Here is a 14114-nt window from a genome sequence, read left to right on the forward strand (position 1 = left end):
CCCGTGGCTCCCCAGTGATCCTTCTGCGTAGAGAACAGAAATGATCACCCAGGACCACGGGCGTCCTACATCCAGGGCCGACAACCACCCCACCCATCACAGACCGTGACGGACAGTCAGCGGCCACCGACCTTGCACCGCTCAACTTCGAAGACCCCACAAGGGCCGTCTCCGCCAGCAGGGGAGACGGCCCTTTCCGTACAGCCGCACATCATGCCGGACCGTCGACCAGAACCGCTGGCCCCCGTTTGGGGCTGGTCACACGTTCGTTAACGGCACCCGCGGAGTCCCGCGAGTGCACGCAAACTGAAGGGTTCTCGGTGGGAACTGTAGGGTCCGTCGTCGTGCTTCACAGAGTTGGTCCCGTGGGTTCGATTCCAACTCGCGACCATGCCGTTCCTGGTTCCCTGGACCGGAAGACGCCGAGTGGGCTAGCCAAGAGGACGGCGGTAGCGCAACTTGTTGAGAGAGCCGCCGCCGGTGGTGTCTTCCACGGCTGTGCCGTCTGCGCGCCAGCCAGCTGCTTCGTAGAAGCGCCGGGCGCGTTCATTGTCTTCCAGGACCCACAAGGTGGCTTGCGTGTACTCGGCCTGTCCGAGCGTCATCAACGTGGCCAGCATCAACTGCTTCCCGATGCCAGTGCCCCAGACCTCAGGTAGCGCGTAGAGCGTTCCGATCTCTGCGATGGCAGGGGTCTCCTGACAGGGGCCGAAACCCGTGAATCCGATGATTCCCGCTTCGGTTTCGGCTACGAGTACCCCCGATGATGGCCAGCGTGTCTCCGCTATACGTGTCTTCCACTCGGACTCTTCAAGGACTGGGTCCATGGCGTCGAGATAGTGCTGCGGAACAAGACCGGCAAAGGCCGCCCGCCAGGAGTGCACGTAGACACCAGCAACCGCTGATGCGTCATCAGGCCATGCCTGTCGAATCCGCATGGCCGTCATTGTTCAAGGCTGCTCAAGCCGGGCCAAGTTGTTTTCCCGAGGGCGACGTCGAGAGCTCAGCAGTCTGTGCCAGCAGTGCTCGCGCCGAGTCTGCGTAGCGGATCGCGGTTTTCTCGGCCAGGCCGAAGACCTCGGCGAGGTGGAGCGGGTCGGGGCCGTGGACCAGGGCTTCTTCGAGCTGTCGGTCGACACGGAGCCGTTCCAGCGTGGCGGTCTGGCCGCGGAGCGCCGCCGATGCGGACACACCGCTGATGGGTCCGGTCTCCAGCGCGGTTTGCTTGTTGATCAACAGGTGCGGGTTGGCGGTGTCGGGCCAGCGGCGTCGCCGGTAGTCGAGCCAGGCAAGGGCTAGCTGGAGCGTCAGCTCGTCCAGGGGCCGGACGCGGCCGTCGATGACCAGTCGGCGGTTGCCGATGTCGAGGTCGTCGAGCTGGAGACGGCGGATCGCACCGGGGCGGGCGGCGTGGACGGCCGCGAGGGCGAGAATCAGCCGGTCCGCCGGCCGGGCCACCACGGTGACCGCGGACTGGACGTGCCCGGGGTCCAGGGGCTGGATGACACCGTTCTCCTGCTGGCCGACCCTGATGCGGCTGGTCGGGTTCTTGAAGATCGTGCCGTACTTCTTCGCCCGGGTGAACAGCGACCGCAAGGCGACCAGCGTGTGCTTGCGCTGCGAGCCGTGGACGGTGCTCAGGTGGCCGAGGACGTCGTCGCGAGTGACCTCGCGCAGGTGGTCGTAGCGCTTGGACCACTTCAGCAGCACGGGCCGGATCCGGTTGAGGTAGCCCCAGACCGTGTGCACGTCCCGGGGCTTGGACCGTGGCCCGCCGTCGTGCAGGAGCCGGGCCCAGTCCTCGACATCGCGGCGGATGCCGACCGCGAGGCCGTCGAGTTTGCGCTCCAGCCACTGGTCGAACGAGGAGGGCCGGTCGTCGAGGAAGGCGCCTATGTGGTCGAGCACTTCCGCAGTACGTTCGGTGCTCAGCCCCCGCGACCGCAAAGCGGGGAACAGCTCGGAGTAGCGGACGACGTCGCCCGCGATGTGGGCGGACAGGACGATGACCAGGGCCCGGTCGACGTCGAGGCGGACCCGGCGGGGCCAGCCGTGGGCCTCGCCGAGGCGGTGCGCGACATGCCGGGCCCACGCCAGCCAGGGATTGTCCAGTCGCGCATGCTGCCGACGGTCGAACCGGGTGAAGTCACGGTGGGCCTCGAACAGCGGCGGCTGGCGCCAGCCGGAAGCCGGCGGCGGCACCGGGGCCGGGTCGGGGGTGCGCGGGCGTCCCCGGCGCCGTCCGTTCCTGCCGACGGGAGGGCCAGGCTGGCGCGGGCGGTGGAGGTTGATGAGGAACAACTGGTGGTTCCGCACCTTCTCCAAGTAGGGCTGCAGCACCGTGACTTCGCACTTGGCGTCCTGACTCGCCTGGTGCCAGCACAGGCGACAGTAGCCCTTCTTCAATCGCACCATCCGGCGGCAGCCGCCGCACTCGGCGGGTTCGTCGTTGCGGCGAAAACTCTGGCACGCACCGCACGCGCGGCCGGGCAGCACGCCCCAGCCGAAGCAGTCCGGGCAGCTGGTTGGCGGCTTGCACTTCCCCGCCGGCAGGACGTAGGCCATCACATCGGCGGGAGCGAGCGGCCGTCCCGGCGGCGGGGCACCACCGTCGGCCCCGACGCCGCGGCGGCTGCCTGCTGAACGGTCTTCTCACCGGGCCGGGTAACCTTCTCCGGCTCGGGGATGAGCAGGTCGCCGATCTGGCAGCCGAGGACTACGCAGATGACGTCCAGGTCCTCCAGCTTGAGCGAGACCGGCTGGCCGGACCACAGCCCGGACATCTTCCCCGCTGAGATCACCAACCCGTGCTCGGCGAGGCTTCGTTGGAGTTCGGATGCCTTCCAGATACCCTTGTTTGCGGCGGTCAGCCGCAGGTTCCACCTCATCGGATCAGCCCTTCCAGCCGCTTCGCGGCTCGCTCGGTCCCGGCGACCCAGGCGTCCTCTACCCGGGTCTGCTGGACATGGACATATCGCATCGTCGTGGCGATCCAGGAATGTTCTAAAACCTCCTGAATCGCGAGCAAGTCCAGCCCGTTCTCATAGAGTTGGGACGCGCAGAAGTGCCGCAGGACGTGCGGGGTCAGCCTCTCGCTCCACCCCGGCAGATGCGCCTTGGCCGCCTCCTTGAGCCCGCCGCGCAGGGCGTCATCGCCCACCCGGCGAGAGGAGCCGTCGGCGTTCTTGCGCTCGGAGGGGAACAGCGGGGCGCCTGGGCGGGTGTGATCGTCGTCGAACTGGCCCCACACGTCCTCGATGAACCACCGCAGTGTCCGGTCCGCGCCGTTGATCAGCGGGAGCATCCGCTCACGCGGGCCAGAGCCGCGTGCGCCTTTGCCATGGCGGACATGAAGCTTGCCGAAGCGGCCCAGGTCCCACTTGATGTCGGTCAGGTCGAGCTTGCACGCCTCACTGACCCGCAGGCCGACCTGGGACATCAGCTTGGAGGCGGTGTAGTTCCTGGCGGTAGGGGCGAACTTGCGGCAGGTGGCCAGCTCGCCGCCCCAGCCTGTGAACAGCGCCCCGACCTCCGGCTCGGCCGGCGGGATCCGCAGTTGGGCGTCCTTGGCCCCGCGCGGCCGGTTCATTTCATCGATCGGGCACTCGACGACCCGACCGGTCATCCGGTGGATCTCGACCTTGTGCCGGAGCTCCAGGAACAGAAAGTACGTCGTCAGGGCCTGCGCCCGGGCCAGCCTGGTGCCGCTGGGTGAGTTCCGTAGCGCTTTGCCGAAGTACGCGTCGGCGTCGGCGGGCTCCATGTCCCACAACGGTCGGCCGAACCAGGTTCTGATCTGCTCCAAGTGCCCGACGTCCCCGCGGATGGTGCCGTCCGCCAGGCCCGCCGAGGCCCGCGCGAGAACGAACCCGGACAGGACATCGGTCTCGAACCGCTCCAGCTCCTCCGCCGACGCGGGCGTCCAGTGCTCGCGCAGGTCCCGTACAACCGCCAGCGCCGCCAACCCGAGCCTCCTCACCTTCGGTCCGACTGTGAATCGGTCGGACGAAGTGAGAACGCTTCAAGAATCCCGAAGTTACGTCACAGGGCTCCAGAACACCCGAAGGGGAAAGAACCCCCTGGCCACGGGGCCAGCGACTCAGCGGGACTCAGGAGAACTCACGGGATGTCGCACAGTCGGGTCGTCGAAGTTCGCGAAGGACGGGATCTTGACGATGTCGACCTCCGGGGGGAGGAGGTCCAGTCCGCGGTAGGCGCCGGTGATGCCCGCGATCGAGTGCGGGTCCTTGGAGCGCAGGAGGTAGCGGGCGACCTTGGCGGTGCGGGAGGTGTGCCCGAGGGAGCGGCCGTTGTGCCAGTACAGGGCGACGGTGCGGGCAGGAGCGGGCATCATCGGTCGGTCACCTCGCGGGCGTTGGCGGTGTGGTGGTCGGCGGCGCGGGCCGCGCGCTGGGCGGCGGCCGGATCAATGTCGTGGGCCAGCGCCGCTTCGAAGGAGGTCAGGCTCCAGCCGGGATCGACCTGGATGCGGGAGAGCGCGTAGGGGTGCTGCAGGTCGGGCCGGTGGTGTTCGTCCGTGGCCAGCGCCAGCGGGTACAGCTCGGCGACGGCTCGCTGGACACGGCGGTCGTAGGCGCCGTACGGGTAGGCGAACGTGCGCGGCGGCCGACCCAGCAGGTCGGTCAGCGCCTCGTGGTCGCCACCGGTCTGCCAGGCGAGCGCGCGGTCGCTGAGGGCCGTGAGGCGCGGGTGGGTGTAGCTGTGGGCGGCGACCGCGCGCCCGGATGCCGCCCACTGCCGCACCTGGTCGGCGTCGGCCATTTCCTGGACCGGATGCCTCACGGTCTGTGGCCGGTCTTCGGTGAGGTAGCCGCCGCACACGGCCATCACGGCAGGCAGGCCGAACCGTGCAAGGACCGGCAGCACAGCAGTGATCGTGTTGGCGTACCCGTCGTCGAACGTGAGCAGCACGGCGTTCGCCGGCATCGGGGTGCCGCGGCGGAACATGGTGTGCAGGTCGTCTTCGCCGATCACCGCGTAGGGGCCGTGGGTGAGGAGTTCCATCTGCGCGCGGAAGTTGGCCGGTGGTACGGCCATCGGGCCGGGCAGGTCCTGCACCAGGTGGTACATCAGGATGTGCACGGTGTTGTCACCCCCTGCGGACGCTGGGCGCGATGCCAGGCGATCGTGCGAGCCAGGCCGTCGCGCAGGGGCACGGCCGTCAGGTGGGGGAAGAGCTCGTGCAGCCGTACCGGATCGGCCTGGGAGTGGGCCACGTCCCCTGGCCTGGGCGGGGTGTGCTCGACGTCCAGCGCGGTACCGAGCAGCTCGCCGAGCTGGCCGATCAGCTCCAGGAGGGAGGTGCGGGTACCGAGCGCCAGATTCACCGGCCAGGGCGAGACGATCTGCTGGGTGATCGCTGTGGTGATGACCTGGCAGACCGTGTCCACGCAGGTGAGGTCGCGGGTCTGGGTGCCGTCTCCGTGGACCTGGACGGGGCGCCCGGACAGGGCGGCGTCGATGAACCGGGGCACCACGGCGGCATAGGGGTGGCCGGCCTGCTGCCGGGGGCCGTAGACGTTGAAGAACCGCAGCGGCAGCACGGGCAGTCCGTAGCAGGCGTGGTAGGCACCGAGGTAGGCCTCGGTGGCCAGCTTCGTGACCGCGTAGGGGCTCAGCGGCATGGGCCGGCTGTCCTCGCGCTTGGGCAGTTGCGGCTGGGCGCCGTAGACGGACGACGAGGACGCCGCCACGACCATCGGCCCGCCGGCCCGGCGCGCCGCCTGCAGGACCTGGAGCGTGCCGGTGGCGTTCACGTGGTGGCTGGCCACCGGATCCTGCAGTGAGCGGGGCACCGACGGGAGCGCGGCGAGGTGGACGACGGCGTCAGCACCGGCCAGCGCCTGGTCCAGCACGTCGGTGTCGAGGACGCTGCCGTGACGGAAGTCGACGTGGGCCAGGTCGCTGCCCAGCAGGCTCGCACTGCCGGTCGAGCAGTGGTCCACGACCGTGACACGGCCGATCGCCGGCTGCCGCAGGAGCCAGGCGACCAGGTTCGAGCCGATGAACCCGGCCCCGCCGGTGACCGTCACGTGCAGGCCGCCCGTCACAGCTGCTCCACCGTAGCTGTCATCCGGTCGGCCAGCCGGCCCCGGCAATCGAGCACGAACGCGGCGCAGGTGGCGATCTGGCCGTAGTCGAACACGTCGTGGTCGGTCATCAGCACCACGGCGTCCGCGGCCGCCAGTTCCCCGGCGGTCGCGGACGTCAGCCGCACGCCGTCATGGGCTGGCGGGGCCGCGGGGTCTACGAACGGGTCGGCTGCGCTGACCTGGGCGCCGGCAGCCGCCAGGCGGCGGGCCACCTCGAGCGCCGGGGACTCCCGTAGGTCACTGCTGCCCGGCTTGTAGGCCAGCCCCAGCAGCAGCACCCGGGCCCCGGCCAGCGCCCGGCCACGCCCGGCGAGGTGGTCGGTGACCCGCCGCACCACGTAGGCGGGCCGGGCGCTGTTGATCTGCGCGGCGAGGTCGATCATGCGGGAGCCCTCACCGCGGGCCTGGGCGGCCCACCAGGACAGGTACACCGGGTCGATCGGCAGGCAGTGGCCGCCGATGCCCGGGCCGGGTTCGAAACGCATGAAGCCGAACGGTTTGGTGGCCGCGGCCTCCAGTGCCTCCCGCAGGTTCAGGCCGGTGTCACGGGCGACCTCAGCCAGCTCGTTGACCAGCGCAATGTTGACGGCCCGGAACGTGTTCTCCAGCAGCTTCGCGAGCTCGGCCTCCTCACACCGGCCCACCGGCACGACGCTGTCCACAAGGCCGGAGTAGAAGGCGGCCGTGCGCTGAAGGGATGCCGCGTCGATACCGCTGACGAGCTTGGGAGTCGTCGCCAGGGTCCACATCCGGTTGCCCGGGTCGATCCGCTCCGGGCTGAAACCGAGCGCGAACTGCGCGCCCATCCGCAGCCCGGACACCTCCTCGAGCACCGCGCCGAGAACGGACCGGGTCGTGCCGGGATAGCTGGTGGACTCCAGGACCACCAGCGCCCCCTCCCGCAGGTAGCCGCCCACCAGCCGGCCGGCCGCCAGCACATGCGACAGATCCGGCACCCCCTCGCTCAGGGGTGTCGGCACCGCGATCACCGCGACGTCGAAGCCGGCCACGTCCTCCGGTTTTGCAGTCGGGTGGTACGCGCCGCCCTGCAGCAGGGGCCCCAGCTCGGCACTGCGGACGTCTTCCACCGGTGAACTGCCGCACGCCAGCGCCCGGACCCGGCCGGCGTTGGTGTCGAGGCCCACCACGCGATGCCCCATCTGGGCGGCCCGCACAGCGAGCGGAAGACCGACGTAGCCCTGGCCGATCACCGCAACCCGTAAAGAGCGCACGTCAACCGGGTGGTGCGGTACAGCACTTGGGGGCCGGACCCGCAGGGGGGATGGCGTGGGACTGTCACTTGTAGCAATGGGTGCACTGGACATGACGTGCTCCTCTGAGTGGAAGAGGCGCCGGCGACGCACCACTGGTGTGCTGCCGCCCGTCTGCGGTCGGCCGGTCCCAGCGGAGGCGAACTCGTGCAGCCAGAAGCCTGCACAGCCGAACACCATTGAGTGATCAAGAACTGACGCTCAGTCACTTCACTGTCCCCGCAGGATGCACCCTTGGGGTACGAATCTGCAAGGTTGGGGTTGAGATCCCCAACAATGAAGGTCTGGTCCGTCGACGCGCACCCGTTGATGGCGCGACACTGCACCCGTACTGCGTCGTTCGGCGCCCCGGCGGTCAGGGGGGACACCCACTCAGGCCACAATCACACCCGGAAAAAGGGGATGCCCAGCCGGGCCTGCCCTCGATTCACCTCACAGAGAGGCGTACGCCTGCCATGCCGACCGTTTCCCTGGTCCCCACGGTCCGCAGACGCCGCCTCGGCGACATGCTGCGGCGCCTGCGCCAAGACGCCGGGCTGAGTCTGGACGCTGCGGCGACGGCCATGGGCTGGGATTCCAGCAAGCTCTCCAGGATTGAGAACGCCAAGGCGCAGATCCGCCCCCCGCACATCTCCGAACTGCTGAAGCAGTACGGCATCACCGATCCCGACGTGGTCGCCGCCCTGGAGGGCCTTGCCAAGGACGCCTCAAAGAAGGGCTGGTGGCAGACGTACAGCGGCTTGGTCGCCCCCGCCTACGCCGACTACATCTCGCTGGAGTCGGATGCCGAATCCGTCCGCGTCTACGCACCCCTGCTCGTCCCCGGCCTGCTCCAGACCGGGGCCTATGCCCGGGAGACCATCGCCGCCAACGCCATCACCCGCACGCCCGAAGAGGTCACAGCGCTCGCCGAAGTCCGCATGGCCCGCCAGGCGGTGCTCAGTCGGCCCGAGCGCCCGCTGAAGCTGTGGGCGGTCATCGACGAAGCGGTGCTGCACCGCCGCTTCTCCGACCGGCCTCAGATCATGCGCGACCAGCTCCAGCGCCTCATCGACGTCGCCGACTCACCGGGCGTCACCATCCAGATCATGCCGCTGGACGCCACCCCCCACCCCGGCGGAGCCGGGGCCTTCGACCTGGTCTCCTTCCCCGCCCCCCAGCCGAGCGTCGTCCAGTTCGAAAACCTCAAAGGCACCAGCTACGTCGAAGGCACCGATGACGTGACCCTCTACGAAGAGGCGTTCGCCCAGATCGTCGCCGCGGCTCCGCCCGTCAGCGACTCACTCGCCCTCATCACCCGGCTCAAGGAAGGACTCCCCACATGAACGAACACCCCGCCCAGTCCGATCTGTACGCATACGACCTGACCGGCGCCACATGGCGCAAGTCGTCCCACAGCGCCGGAGAAGGGCAGTGCGTGGAGCTCACCGACCTGCCCGCCGGCGGCAAAGCCCTCCGCGACGGAAAGAACATCCACCTGCCCGCCGTGCGCTACACCGCACAGCAATGGGAGGCGTTCCGGCAAGCCGTCATCGACGGCGCGCTGTAAACCCGTGAACGTTCAGGGGCTGTCTTCCCCGCCCCAACCGGGGAAGACAGCCCTTCGCCATGCAGACCCACCCACCAGCCCACTTGGTCGGGTGAAGCAGCGGGAGCGGGAGAACTTCCGGGCCCGCCAGCGCGTCGTGCCGTACATGAGGCAGATCAACGACGCGCATGTGGCCCGGCCGGGCCTGGCCGTGGTGGAGGTCGCTGCCACCGATGACGCGACCGTTTTCGCTATCCAGGAGCTGCTCTCCGGGCAGTGCGCGGTGGCGCCGGCGGATCGTACGACCCGGGAGCCTGGTGAGCCCGGCGTGCGGCTGCGGTTCTTTGTGGATCTTCAGCAAGACCCCTGAGACGACGACATCGCGTCAGGCCGCCTCGGGCACGGCGGTCAGGCCGTCGATGCCCTGGTAGGCGAGCGGATCCGTGACCGTGACCGGCATCGTGATGCCGATGATGGGCGCGGTATCGGCGACCGCTGTGTATGAGGAGTTGTAGGTGTCCGTGCGGTACCGGAGAGCGGCGCCCCGGTCCATGGCCTTCGCTGTGTGGAACAGCAGCCCGAGCAGCACGTGATCCGCTCCTGTGGCCAGCCTGTGGGCGCGCTCGGGATCGCCGGACAGGAACGCTGCCCGCCACCGGTCGGCGTACGGGCCGGTGGGCTCGGGCCATCGGAGTGTTCCCGGCTCCGGAGAGCCGCTGGTGCTGACCCCGTCTCCCACCCAGTAGTCCAGCTCGTTGCGGGCGGTTTCCAGGGCCAGGTCTCCCGGTAGCCGGTTGTGGCGGACCATGCTCAGGCGCAGGGTCTCGGCGATGGCGGCCGGAACGTGTTCGATGTCGTCGTCGTTCAGGCAGGCGTTGCGCAGGCTCCACCCAAGATGCCGCTCGTTCGCCTGGGACCAGGCCAGGGCGGCTTCGGCCCACGGCCAGCAGTCGGTGTAGGGGTGGCAGCCGGTCCGGGCGATGTACCGCTCGGCGTGGGCTGCCACCCTCATGTTCGTCTCACTGCTGCTGCTCACTGCGTCATGCCCCCTGCTTCGACGGCCACGGTCGTTGGCTGGAGTTTCCCACCAACGCCGTTGATCGGGCAGGGATTCGGCGGGCGCGTCGAACCTCGTGGCGGCTTGCCCAGGGTCCCTTTGGGCTTGCCCACTCCCCCAGAACACCCCGTCGCGGCAGTGCGCGCCGGGTAGCCTCCGGGCACAGTGCGCTGAGCTTGAGGGGTGGGCGTTGAGATTCACGATCGACACCGAGACCGATTCGTACGAGGACGCGATCCGTACCGTCCGCGCGGCCTACGGGAAGCCGCAGCCCGAGCCGGGTGGCCGGCCGGAGGTGCTGCCGGAGGACGTGGTGTGGAAGCCCCCCAGCCGGTACGACCACCCGGCCTGGACGGAGGAGATGCTGCGGTCCTGGGTGAAGTCGCTGCACACCGTGGAGGAGCTGGACGTGGTGTGGCGGGTGTGCGCGGAGCCGGGTCCGCCCGGTGTCCGGGGCCAGGTCATCGCGGAGTACATCTCCCCTGAGCTGACTGGCAAGCCGGCCCTCACGGCTCTGGGTGTCGTCAGCCGACGGATGAACACGGCCGCCCGCGAACTGTGGGCTTGGGGAACGCCCTTCGTGATCGACGAGGTCAAGCGCACCCGGACCGTCGACCGGTCGGTGGCCGCGATCCTGCTCGACGCCCTCGCCGAACACCCCCTGTGGCCCCGGCTGCGCCACCACAGCAATCCGCCCGCGCTCGGCTCCTGAGCCCAGCCGTCTCCTGCTGGGCAGGCCGTCCTCACGGACGGCTTGCCCAGACTCCCCGGAGATGCGCAGCTAACCGCGACGCTTGAACAGCCCGCGCGCCTTCGATACCTGCGCTTGGGCCGCCGTGCCAGCCGCAAGGTCCTCGGCCTGGCGCTCCGCCGCCCGCTCAGCCTCCGCCCGGTGGGCGGCCTCCTTCGCGCACGGTCCGCACAGCCGGTCCCGCTCGCCGGGCCACGAGAACCGCGTGGTCTCCTGCCAGCGTTCGTCGGTGAACTTCTCCCCGCAGCGCGTGCACACCGGCCGCTGCGCCTCCCGCTCTGCGGCCTCGCTACGCGTATAAGGCCCCGCACCGGCGCAGCAGCGCAGGGCGGGGCCTCACGGCATCCGGTCACGCTGGTCAAACCCTGGGACGGACGGACCTTCCCGGCCGTACGGTCACACCAAGTCCAGTAATGACCTGCCCAGGAGACGTAGTGATCCCTGCACAACACCCTTACGAAGCGCACTACAAGCAGGAAGAGGGCGGCCGCACGGTCTACAGGAGCAAGCCCGTCATCGCCTGGGACGACGAGGGCCGGGCGCTCGTCGTTGATGAGCGCAGCGGTCGACTTGTCCCGGCGAACAACGGGCGCACCTTCACCGGACTCTCGGAAGGCGGGCACCCCGTTGTCGCCGCTATCCCTGGGGGTGGGTGGAGTGCTCGGTACAAGGAAGGGGACGGCTCGTTCATCGTGGACCCGCTGGTGGCCTGGACCGTGCGAAGTAACGGCACTCTCACCCCCGTCGACACCGACTCCACCGGTTTGTGCGACGACGCCACCGCGATGGGCAACTTCGATGGCCTCGTTGCCCCCGGAGCTGAGACGCGGACGGCACAACAGGACAGCTCGGCATGACCGGGCTGTTCTTCATCCCGGCCCCCGCCTCCCGCCAGCTTTCCGATTGCCCGGGGAGCGGTGCGGCGGGCATGCTGCGCGTTCTGTGAGGAGAAGGGGAGAGCGTGTCCGAAGAGGACGACACCACGGCGGCGGAAGCGTCGCTCAGAAGGGCCGTGGAGCAGCTGTGCGGCGACGGGTCGGATGGTAGCGAGGCTGCGCAGGAGGCCGTCCAGGCACTTGCTGACGGCTCTGGGAAGGCATGGACGCCCGAGCAGGAGACGCAGATCAGGGCCTTGGTGGAGCAGATCCGCAAGTTGCGGGATCTGAACCGGCCGGGCGGTGGTTGGTGGCGTCGGCGCCGGGAGTGGCGGGCCCGGGAGCGGCTGGTCGACATGATGGAGGCCGGTGGCTCGGAGCTCCTGAACGAGGCGGAACTGCGGCACTGGAAGAGCCACGCGATGGTGGAGCTGTTGCTGAAGTTCATGGATACCGCGATGCGCCATGACGACACGGTGGAGACGCTCGGCCGGATCGAGGCGCTGAATGCCGTGACGTACGAGGACTACCAGCAGGCCAAGAATCAGCTTGCCGGGAAGAAGGCCGCCACCGGCTGACCCGGCGGCGGCATATGGGAGGGCCCCGAACCGGCGCGCGGTTCGGGGCCTCTCACCTTGGGCGGGTGATCACAGCTCGATCTCGATGTGCTCTACGTCGGTGAACTCCACGCCCAGGCCGTGCGCGCGGCTGTTGTTGGCGCGGAAGTACATCCGGGCGAGGCCGTCGGCGGCGATCTGCTGGAGCTGCTGCTCGGTGGCGCCCTGCTCGCGGGCGGTGAACAACTGGTCGGCGTACTCGGGCGGCAGGGCCTGGGTGATGTCGCGGATCCGGGCGTCGTCGGTGGTGCCCGGCGCTGCGGTGAACCCGAACCGGGCGCGCGTGCTGACGACCAGACCGCCGGTGGAGGCGGCCTTCTTCCTGGCCTTCGCCCGCACCTGCGGCTGCCACCGCTTCTTGACCTCACGCTCTATGCGGCCTCGGAGGTCCTGGCGGGGCCGCTTGAGCTTGCCGGAGACGTACCGTTCCACCGTGCGCTGGGAGATCCCGAGCGCCTGTGCGGTGGCCTTGGTGCCCTTGAGCTGCTTGACCAGGTACTTCATCTGCGCCTGGGCGCTCTGCGGGATGCGGCGGGTGAACGCCCCCTCCAGCGCGCGGTCCAGGCTGTCCCCGAGCGAATCGACCATGACCTGCTACTCCCCTTCTCCGGCCGTCGGGTCAGCGGTCTTGATGAGGTTGGCGATGTTGAAGACCTCGCCGCGTTCCTCGAACATCTGCTCCGCCCACAGGACGGTCTGCGTGCCCTGGTGCTTGACCATCCCGGGCGAGACGCCGAGCCGGAACGTGCCGGGTACCGGCTTGCCCTCGGACGTGTACGGCAGGACGTCCAGCGGGGACGGGCCGGGCGAGGGGTAGACGATGGCGTCGGTGCCGATCGCGACCGGGTACAGGTCGGCGGCGGCCGCCGTCTTCATCAGCTTGCGGTGCAGGCCGACGCGCTGGGCTGCGAGCACGGCGGCCCGGATGTCGGGGCGCCACGTCTCCCGGTTCAGCGCCGGGTAGGGCTCGTAGTACGGCACCTGGCCCCGGGAGCGCTGGCGCAGCTTGCCGATCGCGCCCTTCGCCGTCGCCTTGATCGCGGTCTCCAGCAGCGCCATCGTCGGGTCGACCTGCTTGCGCCGCGCCATCGCCTCGAGGAACTCCTGGCCGGTGAGTTCGGTGGTGACGCCCATGTCGGCCATCGTCTCCACATACGCGTCGCGCAGCCGCTTGTACCAGGGGTCCAGGTAGCGGCCGGTCTCGGTGCGCACGTACGCCTCGATCGGCGCGACGTCGAAGCCGAGCTCCACCGCGTAGGCGAGGGTCGGGGTGGCGTACCAGGCCGGGCCCTCGGGCCTCTCGCCCTTCGGCGTGAACGGGCTCGGGAGCCGGTCTGCGTCGAGGGTGCGGCCGCCCACCTGGACGCGGGACAGGTCGACGTGGGAGAGGTCGACCAGCCACGAGCCGGGCAGCGCCGGGTCGAAGGTAGGGTTGCCGGTCAGGTGGGTGGGGCCGTTCAGTCCGACGGTGAGTCCGTTCGCGGCGGCGGCGAAGCTCATGTTGAGGTCGACGACGACCAGGTACGGGTTGGCGCACTCCTCATCGGTCAGCGGCCGGCACCAGTCGTAGGGCTCCTCCATCAGCATCTCGGCCGGGGTGCGCAGGTGGTGCCGGGCGAACTTCCCCTTGAGGACCGGGTGCTCGTCGGGGACCTCGCACTCCACCACGTCGTACACCGCGGTGAGCGCGTCGTCGTTGAAGGCCCGCTTGAACTCGCCCGTGTCCGGGTCCTTCTCCGCGCGGGTCGGTGGGCGCAGCGCGGTCATCAGCTCGAGGCCGGTCGTCGCGGTGGAGCCGCGTGGCGTCGGTGAAGACCTGCGAGGGGCCGGTCGCCGTCAGCTCGGGGATCGTCCTGGCCGGGTGGGTTGCCTGGCGGCGGCGTTCGCCGTTCTGCCCGGCGG

Annotated in this window: 18 protein-coding genes and 1 pseudogene; 6 read left to right on the forward strand and 13 right to left on the reverse strand. The window is 69.5% G+C overall.

The genetic code is table 11. The annotated features are described in order from the left end of the window. Positions 1-431 precede the first annotated feature (431 nt). The 8 genes from ACFC02_RS38110 to ACFC02_RS38145 all read right to left on the reverse strand — a co-directional run bounded on the left by ACFC02_RS38110 (position 432) and on the right by ACFC02_RS38145 (position 7321). A complete protein-coding gene (locus ACFC02_RS38110) occupies positions 432-938 on the reverse strand; it encodes a GNAT family N-acetyltransferase (protein WP_376366877.1) in 507 nt (168 codons plus the stop codon). Between the two features lie 22 nt (positions 939-960). Beyond that, positions 961-2565 (reverse strand): hypothetical protein, encoded by a 1605-nt coding sequence (locus tag ACFC02_RS38115; protein ID WP_376366878.1) that lies wholly within the window; start codon positions 2563-2565, stop codon positions 961-963. Continuing rightward, positions 2565-2888 (reverse strand): helix-turn-helix domain-containing protein, encoded by a 324-nt coding sequence (locus tag ACFC02_RS38120; protein WP_376366879.1) that lies wholly within the window; start codon positions 2886-2888, stop codon positions 2565-2567. Before ACFC02_RS38120 ends, ACFC02_RS38115 begins: the two co-directional genes overlap by 1 nt. Continuing rightward, positions 2885-3964, reverse strand: a complete 1080-nt coding sequence (locus ACFC02_RS38125; protein ID WP_376366880.1) for a tyrosine-type recombinase/integrase — start codon at positions 3962-3964, stop codon at positions 2885-2887. The genes ACFC02_RS38120 and ACFC02_RS38125 overlap by 4 nt, the downstream gene beginning before the upstream one ends. Before the next feature lie 135 nt (positions 3965-4099). Then, positions 4100-4354, reverse strand: a complete 255-nt coding sequence (locus ACFC02_RS38130; protein ID WP_376366881.1) for a hypothetical protein — start codon at positions 4352-4354, stop codon at positions 4100-4102. Further along, positions 4351-5103 (reverse strand): polysaccharide deacetylase family protein, encoded by a 753-nt coding sequence (locus tag ACFC02_RS38135; protein ID WP_376366882.1) that lies wholly within the window; start codon positions 5101-5103, stop codon positions 4351-4353. The genes ACFC02_RS38130 and ACFC02_RS38135 overlap by 4 nt, the downstream gene beginning before the upstream one ends. Next, on the reverse strand, positions 5091-6071 hold the full coding sequence (locus ACFC02_RS38140) for an NAD-dependent epimerase/dehydratase family protein (RefSeq protein WP_376366883.1): 981 nt from the start codon (positions 6069-6071) through the stop codon (positions 5091-5093). Before ACFC02_RS38140 ends, ACFC02_RS38135 begins: the two co-directional genes overlap by 13 nt. After that, complete coding sequence (locus ACFC02_RS38145) at positions 6068-7321, reverse strand: nucleotide sugar dehydrogenase (RefSeq protein WP_376366894.1); 1254 nt, start codon at positions 7319-7321, stop codon at positions 6068-6070. The genes ACFC02_RS38140 and ACFC02_RS38145 overlap by 4 nt, the downstream gene beginning before the upstream one ends. Before the next feature lie 518 nt (positions 7322-7839). Between ACFC02_RS38145 and ACFC02_RS38150 the strand changes: the two genes are divergently transcribed. From ACFC02_RS38150 to ACFC02_RS38160, 3 genes are all read left to right on the forward strand, one after another. Then, a complete protein-coding gene (locus ACFC02_RS38150; protein ID WP_376366884.1) occupies positions 7840-8709 on the forward strand; it encodes a helix-turn-helix domain-containing protein in 870 nt (289 codons plus the stop codon). Continuing rightward, positions 8706-8933, forward strand: coding sequence for a DUF397 domain-containing protein (locus ACFC02_RS38155; protein ID WP_376366885.1), 228 nt, complete (start codon positions 8706-8708; stop codon positions 8931-8933). Before ACFC02_RS38150 ends, ACFC02_RS38155 begins: the two co-directional genes overlap by 4 nt. Before the next feature lie 91 nt (positions 8934-9024). Further along, positions 9025-9282, forward strand: a complete 258-nt coding sequence (locus ACFC02_RS38160; RefSeq protein WP_376366886.1) for a DUF6207 family protein — start codon at positions 9025-9027, stop codon at positions 9280-9282. 15 nt (positions 9283-9297) lie between these two features. Here the strand turns inward: ACFC02_RS38160 and ACFC02_RS38165 are convergent, their stop codons facing one another. After that, positions 9298-9948 (reverse strand): hypothetical protein, encoded by a 651-nt coding sequence (locus ACFC02_RS38165; protein ID WP_376366887.1) that lies wholly within the window; start codon positions 9946-9948, stop codon positions 9298-9300. Between the two features lie 211 nt (positions 9949-10159). On the opposite strand from ACFC02_RS38165, the gene ACFC02_RS38170 reads away from it, so the two are divergent. Beyond that, on the forward strand, positions 10160-10681 hold the full coding sequence (locus tag ACFC02_RS38170) for a hypothetical protein (RefSeq protein ID WP_376366888.1): 522 nt from the start codon (positions 10160-10162) through the stop codon (positions 10679-10681). 69 nt (positions 10682-10750) lie between these two features. Here ACFC02_RS38170 and ACFC02_RS38175 read toward each other — a convergent pair whose 3' ends face one another. Then, entirely contained in the window at positions 10751-10978 is a 228-nt protein-coding gene (locus ACFC02_RS38175; protein WP_376366889.1) for a hypothetical protein, read from the reverse strand. Positions 10979-11154: 176 nt separating this feature from the next. On the opposite strand from ACFC02_RS38175, the gene ACFC02_RS38180 reads away from it, so the two are divergent. Next, positions 11155-11577 carry a hypothetical protein gene (locus tag ACFC02_RS38180; RefSeq protein ID WP_376366890.1) on the forward strand — a complete coding sequence of 141 codons (423 nt, stop codon included), beginning with the start codon at positions 11155-11157 and terminating at the stop codon, positions 11575-11577. Positions 11578-11681: 104 nt separating this feature from the next. Beyond that, positions 11682-12173 carry a hypothetical protein gene (locus ACFC02_RS38185; RefSeq protein WP_376366891.1) on the forward strand — a complete coding sequence of 164 codons (492 nt, stop codon included), beginning with the start codon at positions 11682-11684 and terminating at the stop codon, positions 12171-12173. A 69-nt stretch (positions 12174-12242) separates the two neighbouring features. Here the strand turns inward: ACFC02_RS38185 and tpg are convergent, their stop codons facing one another. The 3 genes and pseudogenes from tpg to ACFC02_RS38200 all read right to left on the reverse strand — a co-directional run. Then, entirely contained in the window at positions 12243-12800 is a 558-nt protein-coding gene (tpg, locus tag ACFC02_RS38190) for a telomere-protecting terminal protein Tpg (RefSeq protein WP_376366892.1), read from the reverse strand. A 6-nt stretch (positions 12801-12806) separates the two neighbouring features. Continuing rightward, positions 12807-13979, reverse strand: coding sequence for a hypothetical protein (locus tag ACFC02_RS38195; protein WP_376366893.1), 1173 nt, complete (start codon positions 13977-13979; stop codon positions 12807-12809). Positions 13980-14004: 25 nt separating this feature from the next. Then, positions 14005-14114: pseudogene (locus tag ACFC02_RS38200) on the reverse strand (IS3 family transposase); the annotation flags it as partial.

This window comes from Streptomyces sp. NPDC056160, assembly GCF_042268205.1.
In the GTDB taxonomy this organism is placed as follows: domain Bacteria; phylum Actinomycetota; class Actinomycetes; order Streptomycetales; family Streptomycetaceae; genus Streptomyces.